The organism is Ruminococcus sp. (genome assembly GCF_024691275.1).
Lineage (GTDB): Bacteria > Bacillota > Clostridia > Oscillospirales > Ruminococcaceae > Ruminococcus.
The window spans coordinates 1-19113 of sequence record NZ_JAILNU010000113.1 but is presented as its reverse complement, the minus strand read 5'-3'; the positions used below and the strand labels follow the sequence as shown (position 1 = coordinate 19113).

Here is a 19113-nt window from a genome sequence, read left to right as displayed (position 1 = left end):
ATGGGGGAGAGTGTCACGAATAAATGCAGCTTTATGCTATTTTAAGCGTCTTACGATGTCCTGACGGAAAAGTCCGTGCTCAGTGCAGTACCATACGAGCTGACCCGAGCGGTAAAGGGGCAGCGTTATCTGTACGTCCCATTCGGGGTACTGCTTGAATATCATGGCGGAGCTGTCACTGACGTAAGCCACGAAGGAGATGAAGTGGCCTTTTTTCATTTCGTGGTTTGAGGTTATGAACCATTCTCCGCCGATGTCCTCGACTTTAAGCATATCCTCTCCCTCAGCCTTTTGCGGCAGGGCAGCCGTGAGCACACTGCCGCAGCAGCTTACAGAGGCTTCGGAAGTAGCGGTGATTATATTACCGCAGTTTTTGCACACATAAAATTTGAGTTTTTTCATATTGCCTTTCTCGCTTTCGTTTTTATTTACGCTTCCTGACAGCAATGTGCCGATGTCTGTTCCGAGGAGCTTTGCAAGCTCTGGGAGCAGCGAAATATCGGGACAGCCGTTGCCGCATTCCCATTTGGATATTGTTTTATCGCTGATGCTGAGACTGTCAGCAAGCTGTTTCTGTGTGAGCCCTGCGCTGAGTCTCAGCTGACGTATAAGAGCACCTGTTTTTATCTGATCCATGTTATCCACCTCGCGGAGTAATGTTGCTGTAAGTATATTTTAGTCTATCATGCATGAAAAGTCAATCCACGCTCCGTAGAGCTTATCGTGATGATCGGCATGAAGCGCCGAAATTGTTGACAAAGAGGAACAGGTGTGATATAATACAAAAAATATGATATGCAGATTGACTTTTTTATAAAAATTTGATGATGATAAAGGAGCCATTTTACATTATGAAAGAAAACAACGGATTCAGCATTCTTTTCCCGTATTCTGAAGAAATAAAGTATAATCAGCTGTCTCAGTCTGCGTGTCACGATCTGGGTCTTGATATGCTTTGCAGCGCCATTACGAACGACAGCAAAGAACAGAACCTTATAATGAGCATTATCTCAAATATGACCTCAGACCCGCGTGTCGCTGCTTACAGGCAGAAGGTCTTTGCGGATATACTTGACCTGCCTGACCTGAGAAAAAATATGCTGGAGCTTTTCGATAAGATCGAGTTTATAAGGAATTTCAGCACAGGTCACATGGATACTGATGAGAAGCTGGGCTTCTGGCATCTCATGCACAGGCTCGATGAGCTTGACGATTATATAAAGTGCGTTGAGTCTATGGAAGTATGCCTTTCTGACGAAAATATCAAGTCGGAAGGTCTTATCAATTTCAGAAAGTACATCAACGCGCTTTACGAAGATGCCTGCTTTGCGGCAATGAAAAAGGATATCGCTGAGCTGAAGGAAAAGTCTTCAAATATACAGAGCGTCACCCTCGGCATAAATGTCAATGAGAGATTTGAAGCCGTAAGCATGGGGCTTGTGTCTGTAAACAACAAGCCGTTTAAAAAATCAGGTATCGTAAGCAATTTTGCCGATGCCATATCCTCTAAGGACAAGATACAGGACGGAAATGAGTGGAAAGGCGATATGCACTTCCACCAGATAGACAGGCTCCATTCAAGAAGTGTCTCCTCGTTCATCGAGGGCGTAGGCGGATTCATGGCGCTGAAAAGCACTCCGTTCGTTGACGGCAGCATAAGGTCTACAGTCGTAAAGAATGCAGAAGGCAGCGGAACTGCGAATACAACATTCTACCTTGACAAGGTGATAAACAAGATGCTGGATTCTGTTATAAAGAAGCTCCGCAGTGTTGTGACCCGATATGCCGATGTTGCCATTGTGAATATCTCGCAGATAATACCCGAGTTCATGTACTACATCAGGTTTGCGGAGTTCATAAGCAGGAATATGGAAAAGGGCTTCAGATTCTGCGAGCCTCAGACCATTGACAGTGATAATGTCTCTATGGACGCAAAGGGACTTTATAACCTTAAACTTGCTGTTAATATGCAGAGTACCGAGGGTATGGTCTATAACGACCTCGGCTTTGACAAAGACCACACTATTTATATACTCACAGGTGCTAACCGCGGCGGAAAGACCACTGTCACTCAGGCGACAGGTCTTATGTTTGTCCTTGCACAGGGCGGTATCTATGTGCCTGCATCGTCCTTTGAGTACAGACCCGTCGACTGTATATATACCCACTTTCCTGCTGACGAGGACAAGACCATGGATCTGGGAAGACTCGGTGAGGAGTGCGTAAGATTCAAGGAGATATATTCGGTATGTACTAAGGACAGCCTCCTGCTTCTCAACGAGACATTCTCCACGACTTCGTTTGAGGAAGGGTTCTATATTGCAAAGGATTCTGTAAGAGCGCTCCTGAGAAAGGGCGTAAGGACTATCTATAATACCCATATGCACAAGCTTGCGGCAGATATTGATGAAATGAATGCGGAAAACAACGGCGTAAAGGCTGCATCGCTCATCATGAAGAACGATAACGGTAAGCGTTCGTTCAAGGTGGAGGTAGCTGCTCCCGAGGGGATGTCGTATGCAAAGGATATCGCCGAGAAATACGGCGTTACCTATGAGATGCTAACAAAAGAAAAAAACGTATGAAGTAGAACAGCTCCCGTCCGCGGAAAATACGGACAGGAGCTTTTTCTGTATCATATATGCTTTTTGAGGAACTTTGTTATATAGCCGTATCTCTGGCTGTAGAAGCTGCGCAGTGAGGACACGGATTCGCTGTAGCAGCCCTCTGCCATATAACCGCCGATCATGCCGTGCCAGAAGCGGTCGTAGGTATCAATGACCATGTCGTGGTACTCGTCGGCGAGCCTGTCGATCTCAGACTGAACGCGCTCGCTGCTGAAGTTGTTGTCGGCGATATCCATGAAGGTGTCCGCGAACTGTTTTCTGAAGCCTTCATTTTTCAGGGCAGCGTTAAGAAGGTCGGCGAGGAAGCAGTCGCTTTTCATAAGCTTGTCAAAGCTGTCCTCATCAGGCTGAGCTTCACCGTAGATACCCGAGCTGTACTCGGTATCGAACATGACAAACCGCCATTTTCCGTCGGCGTAGGGGGAATCGTTGTCTGTGCGGGAAGTTCTCCACATAGCGGTATTGGGTTTGCCCCAGTCCGAATTGTTTATGTATATCTCGGCACTGATGTAGTCCATAAAGCCCTGTATATCCACATAGCTGCAAAGCTCGTCGTAAGCGGACTTGTCGGAGAAGTCGGCGGACTTTATCCATGTGCGGAGCTTTTCCCATTCGGCGAAGGTCTCCTCAGAGCCTTCGTCGAGGGCTTCCTTTTTGACGATGCATATATCCTTGGCAGGAACGCCGTAATGGGTGCTGATGAAGTCTGCGCCCATTTTTTCGGTTATCTCGTAGTGTCCCCAGAACTCGCCGTTGACGAAGACGATACACGGCTCCATGCCCTGAGTAAGGAACTGTCTGTCGGACACCAGCGACTGTATCAGCTTGTCGCTGAATCTGGTGTACAGCGCGTCATTTCCGCCGTTGCGGAGGGTAAAGCTGTCGAACACACTGACGGGAGAGCTGTCCGACTTGCGTTTGAGCTTCCCTGAGAACAGGTCGTATTCCAGCTTCGGAGCGCTGTAGATTTTTCTTGCGTAGACATTGAAGCTCTTTTGCGGATAGGAGCGGGTAGCTCCGCCGTGAATGCGTATACCCATTTTCTGTGACGCAGCGAGCTGACCGTCCTCAAAGAAGCTGATATCAGCCTCGCGCTCCCATTCTCTGCCCTTTTGAGAGTAATTTCCGGGAAGTGCCCATTCGGGAGTATTGGGGTCGTGATCCTTGCTTGCTTTCCAGTCGTCGTAGACCTTACCCGTTACGTATATGCCTTTTTCTTGATCGAAGAGGTTATCCTCATCGGTCATAATGGAGATAGTTTTTACGTCTTTGTAGTAGTCTGCCTTTTCGCCGAAGCCGATGAAATAGGTATTGGACACTACCGCGCTCTGAGAGCCGTTTTTGTCTATGGTCATTGCTCTGACCACGGCTGCCTTATCGACTTTTTTATCGGGTACGAAATCCTGAGCGTATTCCAGAGGCTGAGCTGTATCGGTATGTGAGCTGAGCCTGTTTTCTTCATCGGAGGGGTCTTTTATGAGAATAGGCGAGCTGTAGCGGAGACTGTCGGCAGTTGGTGTGCTGCCGTCGAGAGTGTAGTATATATCAGCTCCGTCAGCAGCGGATATCGAGAGGTAAAATGCGGTGTCGTAGAAGCCGCTCCTTACGGAGAAGCTCATACCCTCAGCTTCAAAGGGAGCTTTCAGGTCAGTGTTGATGACTGTGTTTTCATCGGCAGCAGCGGTGCTTACTTCGGCAGCTGACGGCTTGCTGTCTGTTTTCTTATCCGAGCATGATACCGTTATCAGCGGTACACAGCTCAGAGCTGATATAAGCAGAGTTTTGAGCGTTAGGCAAGAATATTTTAGTTTCATAATATGCTCCTAAGGTATGCGTTCTTACAGGGGAGATTTCCAATGTCTTTTGTTGACAAAGTTAATATGAAGTGATATACTAAATATAATATTTTACTATATATTCCCGAAACAGGAGATAACAATGGAAAAGACAGAAATACCAAAGAGAAAAAAACGTGCATTTCATATCGTGTTCTGGGCAGCTGTTATTGCTGCGATACTGACCGCTGTGTATATCCGCGCCAATCCGAAATGGAAAGCCGCTAAACTTACGATAGAGCCTGCGGGCAGATATTTTGAGATAAAGGATACCGATTCGGACGGTATGACGCTTGAAACGCGCATACTTCCGCCTGAGGGCTTTGAGCGCGTCCCTGTGCAGGACGGGAGCTTCGGGGAATACCTGCGGAAATATCCGCTGCTTCCCGATGATACCAATTTGCCCGTGTATGACGGAACAACGTTGAATCTGCCTGATATCCCTGCTATATTTGATATAAGTCTCGGAGATGAAGGCTATCAGCAGTGCGCGGACAGCGTGATAAGGCTCTACAGCGACTATTTCTATGAGAATAAGCAGTACGATAAGATAACATTCTTGTTTTCAAACGGGGACGAGTGCTCGTATAACGACTGGCGAAAGGGAAAGAGAATGCTGGCATTCGGAAACCGCTCCTATGAGATACCTGCGGGCTTGCCGAGCAAAAGCAAACAGCAGTACATGAACTATCTCAAAGAGGTCATGCGGTATGCAGGTACACTTTCACTGCAAAAGGAATCGGAAGTGATACCTCTTGACGAGCTTCGTATCGGCGATATCGTCTGCAATGATGTTCATGTGGTCATGGTCGTTGACGAAGCTGTAAACGAAAAGGGGGAGAAGTGCTACCTGTTCGGTCAGAGCTTTATCCCTGCCGTATGCTTCCATATAATATCCAGAAATGAGGGCAGAGATACTCTCCCGTGGTTCACACAGGTGCAGCTTGATAAGGACCGCTTCACTATCGGCAATTTTGGGTTTGAGAAGAAAGATATACGCCGCTGGAAAGAGGGCTTTTGAAACAGAATATAACGTATGATCCCGAAAGCAGGTATGTGCTCTCGGGATTTTTTCGTCTGCCGTGCGGTCAGCGATGAAAGGAGCTTAAAGCTGTATCTCCTGAAAAAAATTCTTTCGATCATAATGTTTTAGCAGCTGTTGACTGCGAAACATGGAGCAAAAGAAGATCATTATATACAGAGTTTATCATATTATGAAAGAAATTGCAAGTATAATATAGTATTTTATCTATATCTGGTTGTATTGTCAATTAAGAAAAGCTACTATATCTTCTATAGTGGAAAGAGAACGGCCTTCGAGCGACAGCAAGTCTTTTTCTTCGTTTATGCGGTATTTTTCTTTGATCTCAGATGCAATACACACGAGATCATATGATGAAAGACCTAAGTCTTCTTTTATTCTGGTTCCTTTTTTTATGCTGCTGCGTTCCACGTCAGTGTAGCTTGATATAATGCGTATAAGTCTTTTTTCTGTCAGTTTGAACTTCATTGCTGTACTCCACCTGCCATCTGATATCTTACTTTTTTTCCGAGGCTGTTTCTGCGGAATTGTTCTGTTACAATATTTATTTTCGACAAATGACTGTATGCAGGAAGTTTTGCATTGATATACTTCATAAGTTGTTCGCTTACAGCATTTTTATCATAGTCGCCGATATTGTCAGACAGAATGACATCTGCATTGAGCATGACTGCTTTATTATTTTTTTGGGCATACACAAGCGCATCGTCTACTTCTTTCTGTTCAATAAGGACAGATTCGATATATTCAGGAGAGATGTTATTACCGTCGCTGAGTATTATAAGGTTTTTTAAGCGACCTGTTATAAACAAATAACCGTCATCGTCGATATATCCCATATCACCTGTACGGAACCAGTCGCCGTCAAAGGCTTCACATTCAGCTTTATCGTTGTTGTAGTATCCGTTGAATACAATATCGCCGCGGACAAGTATTTCTTCATTTTTTATTTTTACCTGACAATATGGTGTAGTATTTACTCTGCCAACAGCGCCGTACTTGTTTGCTTCAAAGGTACTTGCAGATATAAGCGGCGAACACTCTGTCATACCATAAGCAGTAAGGATCTTTATTCCCAGCTTATCAAATGAATCCAAAAGTTCATTGTTTGTTGCAGCGCCGCCTGATATTATTGCTTTTAGTTTACTGCCAAAAACTTTTTCCGTCTTTTTCCGCTGTGATTTCCGATTGGATATCAATTTGCTCAGCAGTTCATTCTTATCGTTTATCAAATGCATGACTTTTTTGTGAAGGCCCTCTATAATTTCGGGAACAGCTATGAATATAGACGGCTCAAAAGTCGTAAATGCATTTAATTTGTTAAAGCTTATGCATATGCTGATACCATAGTAAAGTTCTATTATCATTCCAGCCATTATCTGGAACATATGATGCGGCGGGAGGAATGAAAGAAGCCTGTCGTCCGTGGTGAATGAGTCTTTTCCAAACACATTGACAGTGTGAAGCGTACCTGAGATCAGGTTTTTATGGGTAAGCAATACGGCTTTGCTCTGTTCTGTCGTACCTGACGTAAGAACGATCATGGCATTGTCATTATAACTGATATCGGGCTTTTCTGTCACATCTGTTTCATAAGGAATGAGCATTGATTTGAATGTGTATATGTTATCGCATTCTTTTTTGCACATTTCTTCCAATTCATCTGAACAGATTATACAGTCAATACCTGTCAGATCAATATTGTTATGCAGTTCTTCGGATATAATATCGCTTCGCATAGGAACAACAGTATTAAACAATTTTAAAACTGCGAAAAAAGCAATAAACCACTCAAGGGAAAATTCTCCGATAAGTGCAGCTTTTTTATTTATAATACCATCTTTCATGAGTCTGCCTGCAAAGTTATCAACGTACTTTGAACATTCAGAAAATGATACTGTATTTATCTTGCGTGAAGGTGTTTCTATTATAAACAGTGAATTATCAGAATACCTCTGTACCGAACGCTGAAACATATCATACATAGAAGTACTCTGTGAAAATGTTTTATACCACTGTGACTGATCGTTGTTATTAACCATATTATTATAACCCTTTTTCGATGTATTTGAAGCCAAGCTCCTCATAGCGCAAAATTTTGTTAAGATATGCTGATATGCGTCTCAGGTAACGTGCGCTGTGTTTCAGGTCATGAGGAACTTTGGATATGCAGACAAACAGATGCTTCCATTTATCGCCTGATTTTTTAAAGCAATCAGCGGCTTTGATAAGGAGAGGGGCATTCAATTTGCTGCTGTGTTCTATAAGACACTGTGAAAATTCGTCTCTGAATGCAGAATATGTACCGAACATCATATTTTTCTTAAAAAATAGCAGTGATACGCATACATACTTATTTATTGATGAGCTTTTCTCGGTTTTGATTTTTTTTCTGAGCGTATTTATATGATCTATGAACATTTCTATGCCTGTTGAGCCTTTATAAAGCTCGTGGCATTCAAAATCCTTGATATCTACAGGGACAGAAACGCTGTCTTCAAATCGGTGGTACATCTGTTCATAGCTCTGCTTCAGTTTTTCTTCAATAGATACGGACAAGTTTTGGTTTTCAGCCGGGTCGATATAAATGCATCTGTTTTCAGGAGAGAAAGGGATACATTTAGTGTTTCTGTATTTTTCAAAATCCTCAAATGAAAGTTCGCGCGGTTCAGTCACAGTATCATCATTAGTAAGTACGATATATACTGCGCTCATATCCTCTTTATAACCCACTAAAAGTATATGTGACAGATAGTGCATATCTATTATCATATGCTTTTCGGGGTCTTTATAGTTGAGAAAACGGGCATCTATTTTGAAGAGGATAGGTATTCCGCGGTCTAAAAGAGATTTCATGTGAGCCCAGTCCTCGGGGCTGCTGCCTATTTGTTCTTCTATCCATTTGATCCCTAACTTGCTGAAAATGATCTCATCAAGGTCGGTTTCCGAAGATACGCAGTATGGAAGTCCGAAAAGATTAGATGAAGAAAAGTTGATATTTCCGTATTGGAAGGACGGACTTTCAGCAAGTATCATTACTTCCATAGGTGTAACATTGATATCAACTGATCTGAGTATCTCCTGCAAAGCTTTTATACGACAGTCAAGGCATTGTCTGGGTGTTATATTCTTATACTTTTCTATTATCATAATCTGCTCCTGATAATATATCCATTCGGGATGATAGATTTTTAAAAAAGAGTTTATTTATTGGAAGTGCCATTTTTTGCTCCAAAAAAAAGTTTGATAAGAGCTGATATTCCTTTTATAACCAGTCTGATCATGAAGAAAAGAATGATAAATGTTGTAAATCGCTTAGAAAGGTACTCCGCAGCATTTCCAAAAGTAAAGCTTATAGTATCATTCTCATAAATAAGTTTCTGTATATCTCCTGCAACATAAGTTATTGCAAGGCGAGTTGAATTTACAAGTACTGAGAAAAAATAAGTAAGAAATACGATAGTTGCGATGGCATATGTGTAAATTACGATTTTGTATTTAGTTGAAAATGATTGGAATTGTAAATTTTTATTTTTTCTGAATGGATTAGTAATAAAGGCGAACAGGAATGCAAGAGGACTTGTGATACCAAGAGCATCACAGACCAGCCAGAAACCATCCATTCTTATAAATGGGTTGAGGTTATTTATGACCTCAAGCATAGAGAAAATAATTGCTGTTTCCAGTAAAGGGATCTTCAGCCAGAAATAATTTGCAATAAACAGGATAAATGACAGCATCAGCTGGAAATATATACCGCCGAGATCAACTATACATCGCTGCCACTTTTTCAATTTCCATGCATTTGTAACGTCGGAAAAGAGAACGGGCATGATAAAATATACCGCAACACCGATACGCCGCGGAGTTTCATTATAGTGCATCAGAGCAGATGAATGTCCGAATTCATGGAACAGACCTATAAGAAAGACTATGATAAAAAATGGAATGAGATCATTGAATTTAAGCGCCTGTATAGTTGCTGATACTTCCGATGACGAGTGCGTAAGCATTATCAACCCGAAGAATGCGAGGCATATTACTCCCATTGCGATAAAAAACGGTGTTTTGAAAAATACTGAAAGGAAATGGAATTTTTCAACAACTTTTGCCGGTAATATGGTGATTCTCGCCCAAAGGTAGCGATTGCGTTTTTCAGGACGTTTTTGAGCTTCTGTTCCGATCAGCATTCCGTTATTCGTCAAAAATTCCAGAACATCGTTGACGCATTTTTCATTAAGTGGGGTATCATTTATCTTTTTTTCGATAAGCTGTTGGGCTGTAGCAGGTGTATCTTTTATCTGACAGCATATAAAATATACAATAGACGATACCTTCCAGTTCCTGTTATTGAAAGAGATCAGATAGCTGTTTTTCTCTGCCGTGTCAAATTTATTTATTGATATTTCAGGCTTTAATTGTATTAATTCGTTCAAAATATCACGTCTCCTAAAAATCCCCCGTCCGGTAAAGTTCAGTACTGAACGGGGGAATTGGCATTATATTGTGTGTGCGCCTACGAAGCAAGCAGAAATGCCGAAGCAAGCAACGGCACAAGCCTGTACTACGCAAGGTTCAGCAGCACCAGCACAAGCAGCGAGGAAACAGAGCAATTCCTCTCTCTTTTCCATTTCTTCAATGTAAATATTGAGCTGATCTGCATCAATGATTTCCTTATTTATGGACTTTATCATAGCTAAACCTCCTTTTTCGTTTATTATTCGATCATTAAATGACAGGATCGATTTTGTTAGTCAAGTATAGCATCGAGCCAATCAGGAACGAACGATTCAAAATTAGGACATCCATCAATACGGCAGGCATAACTTGTACAAGAAAATTCCTCGCGCTCGATGATCTCCTCAATGATAGCATCTAAATTATCTTCCTGAGCGGACTGATAGTTGATTGCTTTGTTAATACTTTTCTTCATTTTAGTACTCCTTAAAACAGCCTTTATGGGTATATCTTATATTACAGTATACACTGCATTAAAAGTTATACATATCACAAAATAATGGCTTATCATTATCTGTGCAATAGAATTCTTCACGAGCAATGAATTCTTCTATAACTGAGTCTAAATTTTCTTCCGAAGAAAACTGAAGATCTAAAGTCTTATTGATACTTTTCTTCATATTATTCTCCTTTAGTATGAATCAATACCACAAGTTGAAGATGGATCATAATACCTATCACAGAATAATGGTTTATCATTATCTGTGCAGAAAAATTCAGCGCGTTCAGTCAGTTCGGTGATAATGATGTCAAAATTATTATCAGGCTGATAGTCTATCTCGGTGTTGATACTTAAAATTTTTTTCATATGAACTCCTAAGCTCTATTAAGTTTTGTATGTAAAGAACATAAAAGCTTTATCATGGGAATTCATATACACCGCAAGCATTGCCGGCACAACCGTCACCGGTGCAAACGAGTTCATCTCTGTTGATAAGCTCTTCAAATACAGCTTCAACATTCTCGGTTACATTTTCAATGTTTTTATTAAGCTCTTTCATTTCCTCACCTCCTTTATATGATAAAAATTGGTATTATTTCACTGTATACCGGATCAAAGACCCTGTGCATGACCTGTGCAGCCATGACCTGTACACATGAATTCTTCTCTTTCAAGCATTTCTTCGATAACTGTTTCAAATTCGTTATCGAAAGAAACATTCTGATTAAGTTCCTTCATTTTAGTTCTCCTTATATAGAGTGAATATATGTTGGGTTACAATTAAAATGCAACCTCACAGCGAGGAGGATCATAACCATTGCAATGACAACCATATCCTGTGCAATCAAATGCTTCCCTTGCAAGAAGTTCTTCGATAACTAAGTCGAAGTTTTCATTGAAAGAAAGGTTTTGATTAAGTTCCTTCATAGTTTTTACCTCCTTTTGCATTTTTATTGAAGCTTATTGATTAAAGCTCAACGTCCTTAGCACCGCAAGCAGCACCGGCACAGCCGTTGCCTGTGCATGAGAATTCATCTCTCTCGATGAGTTCTTCGATAGCAGCATCGAAGTTCTCGTTGAAAGAAAGGTTTTTATTCAGCTCTTTCATTACTATTTCCTCCTTTATAGATTTTTGGTTCAGCTTATAGATCAAAGCTCAACGTCCTTAGCGCCGCAAGCAGCACCTACACAGCCGTTGCCTGTGCATGAGAATTCATCTCTCTCGATAAGTTCTTCGATAGCAGCATCAAAGTTCTCGTTGAAAGAAAGGTTCTTATTAAGTTCTTTCATTGCCTTTTCCTCCTTGTTATATTTTACGATTAAAACTTACATTCAAATTTTGACGTTGTAAGCACCGCAAGCATTACCGGCACAGCCATTTCCTGTGCATGAAAACTCTTCTCTTTCGAGCATCTCCTCGATAGAGGTTTCGAGTTTTTCGTCAGAAGGTAAATTTTTATTAAGTTCTTTCATTTTTTATTCCTCCGAAATTACATTATGCATTTATAGGACAGCCAAGCGCAACACAGCTTGTATAAGCTGTACACTCAAATTCATTTCTTTCGATAAGCTCTTTAATGAGAAGATCGAAGTCTTTGTCGAAAGGAATACAGTTGTTAAGTTCTTTTATATATGTCACTTATCAGCGGCATTATAATTCAACATCGTGTGCACCGCAAGCATTGCCTGCACAACCGTTGCCTGTGCATGAGAATTCATCTCTCTCTGCGAGTTCTTCGATAGCTGCATCAAAATTCTCGTCGAAAGAAAGGTTTTTATTCAGTTCTTTCATCTCACTTACCTCCTTATTTTTTTTACGATGAGATCTTACATATCAGATGTAAGTATCTCGGCATTGCCTAAATTGTGTTTTCTGTACAGTTCTCAGCAATCCTTGATAGGACATAAACCGCAAGGGTCTGTGTTTCCTGTACAAGAAAGTTCCTGTCTTTCAATTAGTTCTTCGATAACTGTATCAAAGTTATCGGTAAAAGAAAGATTTTTGTTTAGGTTTTTCATTTTTTTCTCCTTTTACGTAATCAAGCTAAAATCAAAGCTCAACATTGTATGCGCCGCAAGCATTGCCTGCGCAGCCGTTACCTGTACATGAAAACTCTTCTCTTTCGAGCATCTCTTCGATAGCTACATCGTAGTTTTCATTAGAATTAACGTTCTTGTTAAGTTCTCTCATTGCTATTCCTCCTCTTCTATAGATATTTATCTTCAATCCTCTTCGTGCTGAGGAAACAGGCGAAGAAGATAAAAGATGTTGTATTACAGCGGGGTACGGATCAAAAAAATATTGAATTACGTGTTAACGGTTACGGGCTGTTCTGCTAAGAAAGCCTCGCTGACATCACAGGCTGCTTCGTTGAAAAGATTCTGGAAATTGTCGCAGAAGACTCTGTTGATATCATTATGGAAGATCTTTGCCTGAGCAGCACATCCGCCGCCGCAGAACAGCATATAAGGACATTCCTTACATTCTTCGAGCTTATCAACGGTTCTGCCCTTCCATCTTTCGTGGTTATCATTGAAAACGAAGGCCTGAGAGTCAAGGTCTACAGTACCGATTATCTCATTAACATCTGACAGCACGTCCCAGCATGGGTAAATATCGCCGAACGGATCAATTGTATACATACCCATATTTGCTCCGCAGTATCCTGAACGGAGAGGAGCAAAAGTATTCTGCTTGAGCATATTTCCGATCCTGTTTGCAAGACCCTGATAGATACTGTTGAACTGGAACTTTGTAACATCATCGCCGTAGATCTTTGAGAGTTCCTTCATAAGCTCAACGTCGGAATAAGAATCAGCTACTTCATCATAGCACTGCATTGTTGATTTGAAGTAATACTTGAAATTCGGCAAGTCGATCCAGCCCATTGAAGTATAAAGGTCAATAAGCTTTTTGATGCCTGGGATATTCTTCTTGTTCACGTTGGAGCGCATAACAATTCTGACGCCCTTCTTTAGTGCAAGGTCAACATTCTTGATAATGGTATCATATGTTGGCTGTCCTCCTGCAAGGAAGCGGCGCTTATCGTGTTCTTCACCGATGCCGTCAACAGTTATCTGGATATACTTCCAGTTATGTTCATTTACGATGTCGATATACTCATCGAGGGTATATCCGTTGCTTATACATGATATCGGGAGCTTCATTTCGGTAGCCTTCTGACATATGTATTCAACGATTGATTTGTTTGTTTTAAGAAGAGGCTCACCGCCGAAAAGGTAAATGCTGTCAATAGTTGAACCCTGTTCCTTGCATTTTTTCAGGGCTTCAAAAATGGCATCTACCATAACAGGTGTCATTTGCTTTCCGAGCCATTCTGCACCGTTTTTCTGCAGGTTTCTTTCAAAGCAGTATTCGCATCTGAAGTTGCAGTTATAGGTAGGAAGAAGGGTGATGCTCATTGTCTGTCTTCCCTTTTTATTGATCGCGCGGGAAAGATGTGAGATGAATGTGAATTCTTCTTCTTTTGTTAATGAAGTGATGTAGCCTCGTTTGATGAGTGCGTCCAGGTTTTCCATGATAACAGGATCATTTTCGTAATTTCCCGGATCAAAATTCTGGATTGCATCCACTAATTCCTGATTAACGATATCAAACGATCCTTTTGCGCCCTGAACAAGCAGGTAGTCATCTGATTTTTTTAATGGCAGGTAAATGTTGTAGCCACTAACTCTGTACATGATAAAATTCTCCTTTTGCGTATATATTTTTGGTGCAAGAGTAATAAATGCAGTTTATACATCGTTCTTAATATATTATATATCACAAAAAGTTAAATTTGTCAATTGCCATTGTGCACATCTTGAATAAATAATAAAAAATATAAAAGCTTATAAAAGCAAAAAAATGACTGCTTTTCGTAAAAAGTAAAGCCTAAATCGACCTTATATCTTAATTTATTATGTTTTTGTTGATTTTTAACAAATAATTACGCAACATTTACTTGATAAACAAAAAAATATAAGCTATTTAAATGTAATACATTCAAAAAAATAACTTGACAAATGGATTATATCACGCTATAATATATTACAACGTGATATATCATGGCGTGATATATTTGGTGCGGAAGTTAAATATAATGTGCAGGGAGGAGATAAAATGCAGGAAAAAGAAATAAAGAAATACACTCCAATGAGTGAAACTATGTTTTTGCTGCTTCTGTCTTTGTACGATTCAAAACACGGATATGGAACAATGAAATTTGTAAAGGAAAAAACTAACGGACGTGTGATTCTTGGTGCAGGAACTATATATCAGACCCTTTCAAAATTGGAAAAAGAAAAGCTTATTATTCATACCGAGAATATTAACAGACAAAAAAAATATGTTATCACAGAAAAAGGAAAAGAAGTTGTTGATTATGAAGTGAATCGTTTGAAGAGTCTTGTTCAGATCGCGGAGGATATACATAATGAAGGATAAAAAAATTATTCTGTTTCCGTTTATTCGCTGTTACAGTCCTGAAAAACTGGCTGCATTTTTAGATAGTATGGTCAGAAAGGGGTGGTTCCCGAAGAAAATCACTCTGTTCAGTTACTTTTTTATCAGCTTCATTAAAACGGAAAAGAAAGAATACAGATTTGCTGTTGATTTTAACTTGATGAGCAGCAGGGGATACCGTGATTTTTACAGCAGTTTCAATTGGATACATCTTGGTAAAATGTCCAATTTGAATTTGTGGTACAAAGAACCTGAAGATGACAGCGGAAAGGAGATATACACTGAAAAAGAACATATCCTTCAGAACCAGAAAAGATATGCGCTTTTCTATCTGGCAGCCATCATACCTTTAGTCATGTTGTTTGCTGCGATCACGGCAATGCTTGTGCTGTCCTTTTCGCAGATAACTGTTTTAAAGGCAGTGATATATTGCATTATAGATATACTGCTTTTATGTACGCTTCTGGCAACATCAAGGCAATTCAGCAAATTATTAAAATTAATTAATAAGGAGAAGAAAGAATTATGAACAGCTGTTTTACCTACTTCAAAAAAAATAAAAAGAAGACCTCAATAATGTTCGCAATAATTATTTTAGCTGTTTTCAGCATCTCATTTATTTATTCACTTATACTTTCGGTGTATGATACATCTAAAAGTGCAAATGTCGCTCCGTTTGATAAATTTTCGATACTTATATCGGAAAATGACACAGTATTTGATGATGATACCCAGAAGATAATTGACAGCGACAGTTCTGTACGGGCATTTACGACGGTTACGGATATCAAGACTATTTTTGGAACAACTTCTTCATATGTTATTTTTCCGGCGGAATATGATGATATAAATATTCTTGTAAATCGTCTGGGAATCAAGGTCTCTGAAGGAAGAATGCCTGATAAAAATACAGATGAGATCATTATGCACACGAACGTAATGAAAAATAAGAAAAAGAAGATAGGCGATAAGATAAGTGATTATACTATCGTGGGAGCTTTTGAAGGCGATATCGAACTGAGTTTAGGTACAATGGAATCGGCTAAGCTGAAAGAATATTCTTCTTCTGTTTCAACGTATATTATCAGTCCGTCTTCACGTGATGAGCTTTCATCTATCAATTCAACTTTAAGTAAGATCAATGACAAAAAAATAGAGCTGCATACCTATGATAAACAGCTCAAAAGTCTTAACGATGAATTTTCATCAATAAAATCAGTATTGTTTATTATTGTTTTGCTTGTAGCTGTTTGCATCGTAATAGCAGTTGCTGCACTTGTGTTTATCATGTATTCGGGACGATATGAGGAATTTGCTATAATAAACGCTCTTGGCTATAATAAAAGCTTTATCAAGACTTTGATATTCAAGGAAATGTTATTTGCTGCTTCGATATCATGGTTCTTAGGTGTGACGATATCGTGGTTATCTTCTGTTCTTGTCAATAAATTTATCTACAGCGCTATGGGACAGTCCATGAAGATATTCAATGTAAACAGTCTTCTGATCTCAATTGTGCTTCCTGTTATGGTAATATTTTTTTCTGTTTATCCAACAAATCACAAGCTTTCAAAAACCGATCTGATATCTATTATTGAACGGAGGTAATATATACAATGAATATATCAGTAAAGAATCTATGCCTTTCATATAAAGATGGTCTGAAAGAGAGAGTCATACTCGAAAATACAAATGTTGACATTCCCGAAGGAAGCTGCAATATCATAGTGGGACCATCAGGCTGTGGAAAGAGTTCATTCCTTTATGTTCTTTCTACTCTCAGAAATTATAACGGCGGTAAGATATTGTATGATGATGTGGAGCTTAACAGCGGAAAATTAAAGACACAGATGCGATATAAAAATTTTGGCTTTATTTTTCAGCAGCACTACCTTATACCATATCTGACAGTAGAAGAAAATATCCGTATGTCTCAGAATAAAAAAGAAAAGATAAGCAAGAGAAGTATTGATGAGATATTGGAGAAACTGAATATCGCTCATCTCGCAAATAGTATGCCATATAAGCTTTCGGGCGGAGAAAAGCAGAGAGTTGCTATCGCAAGAGCTCTGATAAAGAAGCCTGAAGTCATCTTTGCTGACGAACCAACTGCCTCGCTTGATAAGGATACAGCTATTGACATATATAATATGCTGAGAAAGGTCAATGAGAAGAGTACACTTATAATGGCTACTCATGATACGTCGATCCTTATCGGAGATGAACGGAAAATGGTTTTTGATAATAAGCATATATTGGCTGATATGTAAAAATGTTAGAAAATAAAAAAGATGTGAGAGTTTTTGCCTCTTACATCTTTTTTTGTAATCCGAAAACCTATGGCTCTGACGGGGGATACTTATTATATCTTATGGGACGCGCTTTATTCGACGGTTGCTGATTAAAATAATAAAAAACTGCAAACAGCTGTTTAAAGCCATTTGCAGTAAACCAATAATGGTGACCCGTACGGGAATTGAAAAAATCCCGAGCCTTTCAGCAACTTTTGGTAAAATGCGAAAATGGCTGTATTTCGGCGATTTTTGAAGCTTCACTTTTAGCGTCTTCAAGTGATTTTAAGCAATTTTCAGTGCCAATAAGTGGTAAATAAGTGGTTGGATTGGCGCGTCTCTACCGAAAAAAATGACCAAAGCAGCTCTGATTATATGGGCAAATCCCGAACGGAGCTGCTGTGTTTTTTATCGAAATGAACTGTCGCAAAATATGCGATAGTTGAAAGACAAATACATTGTATTTTAATTGTGAATGTGATATAATGAAGATGGTTAATTTGTCAGGAAACCAGCCGCAGTGACTGAATGTATCTGAAAGAAGGAGGAAGAAAAATGCGTGATCTGAATATTGATTTTATGGACCTGTATAAACGTACAGACCGTTTTATCAAAGACGCTTATTCTTCTTCCGATGGTGTGTCGGAGTACATACGATTAATGGAAGCCAGTTTTAATAGGGGAAACGCCAATATTCAGGGGTGGAAAAGCGATTACGATAACCTTAAACATATACGCTGGATAAGAAATCAACTTGCTCACGAAGTCAGCTATGACAGCGATATATGCTCAGAAAGTGATTACGAGTGGCTCGAAGATTTCTATAAAAGATTGTTTTCTTCAACCGATCCTCTCGGAGAACTAAGAACATTTGAAAATATAGTATCCTATAATAGTAATAGGTCAAAGCCTTTGGCTGCAAACAGACCTCAACAATCACCAAGAGTGGTATATCCTCCGCCGCAGCCTATGCAGCAAAGACCGAATGTTAACCAATCTGCCGGATGTTTAGGTACATTTATGATGATGCTTATTTTATCCGTATCTATCATTATTTCGCTTTTTATGTTTTTATAAAAGATGATCGGGAACAGCTAATTAAGCCGTTCCCGATGTTTTTATATCTCAAAATATACGGCTAAGTCCATAGGCTTGAACTGTCCCTTATTTACTACGCACTGCCAGCCAAGAACATAAGCCAGCTCTATCCTTTCAGCGCCTTCGATAGGTTCTATCTTCCATATTCTTTGTATGCTTGCTAATTTTCTGCTCATTGTTATCGTTTCCTTTCATAGTTTTTGGTGGTTCCCGTTGGAAGGCTCGAACTTCCATTATCGGAGTCAAAGACCGATGTCCTGCACATTAGACGAAACGGAATGGTGCCTCCGGCAAGAGTCGAACTTGCGACGCCAGGTTCTTCGGACCTGCGCTCTACCGGCTGAGCTACGGAGGCGAAATTGGAGACTGTGACAGGAGTCAAATCTGCGCTCATGGAGTTGCAGTCCATTGCCTTTCCACTTGGCTACACAGTCATCGTTGGGTATATGTTACAATTTAGATACTACTGCCGTGAGCGAAAGCAGACTATGCTTTCTGAAAAGAGTGAGCGAGCTAGCGAGCGTCAACGTGGACGGAGGCGCAGGCTCTGCGCTGGTTCCCGCTGAAAGAATCGAACTTACATCTTCTGCGTCAGAAGCAGATGTCCTACCATTAGACGAAGCGGAATTATCTCACCCCGCCCGACATGGGCGGGAGTGTCTAATTAGTTATAATTATCTCGTCAATAGGCACATCAAGTATATGTGCCAGTATGACTATGTTGTCGATAGAGGGCATAGCGTCTCCTCTCATCCACTTGAATATCGCTTGCGGCGTGTTGAAGCCGAATACTGT

Annotated in this window: 29 protein-coding genes and 4 tRNA genes; 7 read left to right on the top strand and 26 right to left on the bottom strand. The window is 40.2% G+C overall.

The features are described 5' to 3' along the window. Positions 1–36 precede the first annotated feature (36 nt). Positions 37–636: a helix-turn-helix domain-containing protein gene (locus K6G33_RS14365; protein WP_296780809.1), complete on the bottom strand. Its 600-nt coding sequence runs from the start codon at positions 634–636 to the stop codon at positions 37–39. Positions 637–851: 215 nt separating this feature from the next. On the opposite strand from K6G33_RS14365, the gene K6G33_RS14360 reads away from it, so the two are divergent. Continuing rightward, positions 852–2585 carry a DNA mismatch repair protein gene (locus tag K6G33_RS14360; RefSeq protein ID WP_296780806.1) on the top strand — a complete coding sequence of 578 codons (1734 nt, stop codon included), beginning with the start codon at positions 852–854 and terminating at the stop codon, positions 2583–2585. Between the two features lie 50 nt (positions 2586–2635). Here the strand turns inward: K6G33_RS14360 and K6G33_RS14355 are convergent, their stop codons facing one another. Next, entirely contained in the window at positions 2636–4441 is a 1806-nt protein-coding gene (locus tag K6G33_RS14355) for a CotH kinase family protein (protein ID WP_296780805.1), read from the bottom strand. Positions 4442–4565: 124 nt separating this feature from the next. Here K6G33_RS14355 and K6G33_RS14350 point away from each other — a divergent pair, with 124 nt between their 5' ends. Then, positions 4566–5483: a DUF4846 domain-containing protein gene (locus K6G33_RS14350; RefSeq protein ID WP_296780802.1), complete on the top strand. Its 918-nt coding sequence runs from the start codon at positions 4566–4568 to the stop codon at positions 5481–5483. Between the two features lie 246 nt (positions 5484–5729). Here K6G33_RS14350 and K6G33_RS14345 read toward each other — a convergent pair whose 3' ends face one another. The 18 genes from K6G33_RS14345 to K6G33_RS14260 all read right to left on the bottom strand — a co-directional run bounded on the left by K6G33_RS14345 (position 5730) and on the right by K6G33_RS14260 (position 14166). Then, positions 5730–5972: a hypothetical protein gene (locus tag K6G33_RS14345; RefSeq protein WP_296780801.1), complete on the bottom strand. Its 243-nt coding sequence runs from the start codon at positions 5970–5972 to the stop codon at positions 5730–5732. Beyond that, positions 5969–7546 carry an AMP-binding protein gene (locus tag K6G33_RS14340; RefSeq protein ID WP_296780799.1) on the bottom strand — a complete coding sequence of 526 codons (1578 nt, stop codon included), beginning with the start codon at positions 7544–7546 and terminating at the stop codon, positions 5969–5971. Before K6G33_RS14340 ends, K6G33_RS14345 begins: the two co-directional genes overlap by 4 nt. Positions 7547–7550: 4 nt before the next feature. Next, positions 7551–8654, bottom strand: a complete 1104-nt coding sequence (locus tag K6G33_RS14335) for a BtrH N-terminal domain-containing protein (RefSeq protein ID WP_296780797.1) — start codon at positions 8652–8654, stop codon at positions 7551–7553. A gap of 53 nt (positions 8655–8707) precedes the next feature. Beyond that, complete coding sequence (locus K6G33_RS14330; RefSeq protein ID WP_296780795.1) at positions 8708–9940, bottom strand: hypothetical protein; 1233 nt, start codon at positions 9938–9940, stop codon at positions 8708–8710. A 63-nt stretch (positions 9941–10003) separates the two neighbouring features. After that, entirely contained in the window at positions 10004–10198 is a 195-nt protein-coding gene (locus tag K6G33_RS14325; RefSeq protein ID WP_296780793.1) for a hypothetical protein, read from the bottom strand. Between the two features lie 56 nt (positions 10199–10254). Next, on the bottom strand, positions 10255–10437 hold the full coding sequence (locus K6G33_RS14320) for a hypothetical protein (RefSeq protein WP_296780791.1): 183 nt from the start codon (positions 10435–10437) through the stop codon (positions 10255–10257). Positions 10438–10495: 58 nt separating this feature from the next. Continuing rightward, positions 10496–10642: a hypothetical protein gene (locus K6G33_RS14315; RefSeq protein WP_296780789.1), complete on the bottom strand. Its 147-nt coding sequence runs from the start codon at positions 10640–10642 to the stop codon at positions 10496–10498. An 11-nt stretch (positions 10643–10653) separates the two neighbouring features. Next, entirely contained in the window at positions 10654–10830 is a 177-nt protein-coding gene (locus K6G33_RS14310; RefSeq protein ID WP_296780788.1) for a hypothetical protein, read from the bottom strand. 52 nt (positions 10831–10882) lie between these two features. After that, on the bottom strand, positions 10883–11023 hold the full coding sequence (locus K6G33_RS14305) for a hypothetical protein (protein WP_296780786.1): 141 nt from the start codon (positions 11021–11023) through the stop codon (positions 10883–10885). 53 nt (positions 11024–11076) lie between these two features. Next, complete coding sequence (locus K6G33_RS14300) at positions 11077–11202, bottom strand: hypothetical protein (RefSeq protein ID WP_296780784.1); 126 nt, start codon at positions 11200–11202, stop codon at positions 11077–11079. 42 nt (positions 11203–11244) lie between these two features. Then, the gene (locus K6G33_RS14295) at positions 11245–11391 is read right to left on the bottom strand and encodes a hypothetical protein (RefSeq protein ID WP_296780783.1); all 147 of its coding nucleotides are present in this window, start codon (positions 11389–11391) and stop codon (positions 11245–11247) included. A gap of 40 nt (positions 11392–11431) precedes the next feature. Further along, positions 11432–11572: a hypothetical protein gene (locus tag K6G33_RS14290; protein WP_296780781.1), complete on the bottom strand. Its 141-nt coding sequence runs from the start codon at positions 11570–11572 to the stop codon at positions 11432–11434. Between the two features lie 41 nt (positions 11573–11613). Continuing rightward, positions 11614–11754, bottom strand: coding sequence for a hypothetical protein (locus K6G33_RS14285; protein ID WP_296780779.1), 141 nt, complete (start codon positions 11752–11754; stop codon positions 11614–11616). A 42-nt stretch (positions 11755–11796) separates the two neighbouring features. Further along, on the bottom strand, positions 11797–11937 hold the full coding sequence (locus K6G33_RS14280; RefSeq protein WP_296780778.1) for a hypothetical protein: 141 nt from the start codon (positions 11935–11937) through the stop codon (positions 11797–11799). Between the two features lie 178 nt (positions 11938–12115). After that, positions 12116–12256: a hypothetical protein gene (locus K6G33_RS14275; RefSeq protein ID WP_296780777.1), complete on the bottom strand. Its 141-nt coding sequence runs from the start codon at positions 12254–12256 to the stop codon at positions 12116–12118. Between the two features lie 92 nt (positions 12257–12348). Then, entirely contained in the window at positions 12349–12483 is a 135-nt protein-coding gene (locus tag K6G33_RS14270) for a hypothetical protein (RefSeq protein ID WP_296780776.1), read from the bottom strand. A 31-nt stretch (positions 12484–12514) separates the two neighbouring features. After that, positions 12515–12655, bottom strand: coding sequence for a hypothetical protein (locus tag K6G33_RS14265; RefSeq protein WP_296780775.1), 141 nt, complete (start codon positions 12653–12655; stop codon positions 12515–12517). Positions 12656–12771: 116 nt separating this feature from the next. After that, the gene (locus K6G33_RS14260) at positions 12772–14166 is read right to left on the bottom strand and encodes a radical SAM protein (protein WP_296780774.1); all 1395 of its coding nucleotides are present in this window, start codon (positions 14164–14166) and stop codon (positions 12772–12774) included. Positions 14167–14587: 421 nt separating this feature from the next. Between K6G33_RS14260 and K6G33_RS14255 the strand changes: the two genes are divergently transcribed. The 5 genes from K6G33_RS14255 (at position 14588) to K6G33_RS14235 (ending at position 18297) form a co-directional block, all read left to right on the top strand. Continuing rightward, entirely contained in the window at positions 14588–14911 is a 324-nt protein-coding gene (locus K6G33_RS14255; RefSeq protein WP_296780771.1) for a PadR family transcriptional regulator, read from the top strand. Beyond that, positions 14901–15458: a DUF2812 domain-containing protein gene (locus K6G33_RS14250; RefSeq protein ID WP_296780769.1), complete on the top strand. Its 558-nt coding sequence runs from the start codon at positions 14901–14903 to the stop codon at positions 15456–15458. The genes K6G33_RS14255 and K6G33_RS14250 overlap by 11 nt, the downstream gene beginning before the upstream one ends. Next, the gene (locus K6G33_RS14245; RefSeq protein ID WP_296780766.1) at positions 15455–16537 is read left to right on the top strand and encodes an ABC transporter permease; all 1083 of its coding nucleotides are present in this window, start codon (positions 15455–15457) and stop codon (positions 16535–16537) included. The genes K6G33_RS14250 and K6G33_RS14245 overlap by 4 nt, the downstream gene beginning before the upstream one ends. A gap of 8 nt (positions 16538–16545) precedes the next feature. Then, entirely contained in the window at positions 16546–17199 is a 654-nt protein-coding gene (locus K6G33_RS14240; protein WP_296780764.1) for an ABC transporter ATP-binding protein, read from the top strand. A gap of 576 nt (positions 17200–17775) precedes the next feature. Continuing rightward, complete coding sequence (locus K6G33_RS14235) at positions 17776–18297, top strand: DUF6548 family protein (protein ID WP_296780760.1); 522 nt, start codon at positions 17776–17778, stop codon at positions 18295–18297. Positions 18298–18338: 41 nt separating this feature from the next. On the opposite strand, the gene K6G33_RS14230 is transcribed toward K6G33_RS14235, so the two are convergent. From K6G33_RS14230 to K6G33_RS14205, 6 genes are all read right to left on the bottom strand, one after another. Beyond that, positions 18339–18494, bottom strand: coding sequence for a hypothetical protein (locus tag K6G33_RS14230; protein WP_296780757.1), 156 nt, complete (start codon positions 18492–18494; stop codon positions 18339–18341). 28 nt (positions 18495–18522) lie between these two features. Further along, a tRNA-Gln gene (locus K6G33_RS14225) sits at positions 18523–18597 on the bottom strand. Further along, positions 18598–18673, bottom strand: a tRNA-Phe gene (locus K6G33_RS14220). A 5-nt stretch (positions 18674–18678) separates the two neighbouring features. After that, positions 18679–18752 (bottom strand) — tRNA-Cys (locus tag K6G33_RS14215). A 119-nt stretch (positions 18753–18871) separates the two neighbouring features. Beyond that, a tRNA-Gln gene (locus K6G33_RS14210) sits at positions 18872–18945 on the bottom strand. 33 nt (positions 18946–18978) lie between these two features. Next, complete coding sequence (locus K6G33_RS14205; protein ID WP_296780908.1) at positions 18979–19083, bottom strand: helix-turn-helix transcriptional regulator; 105 nt, start codon at positions 19081–19083, stop codon at positions 18979–18981. Between the last annotated feature and the right edge of the window lie 30 nt (positions 19084–19113).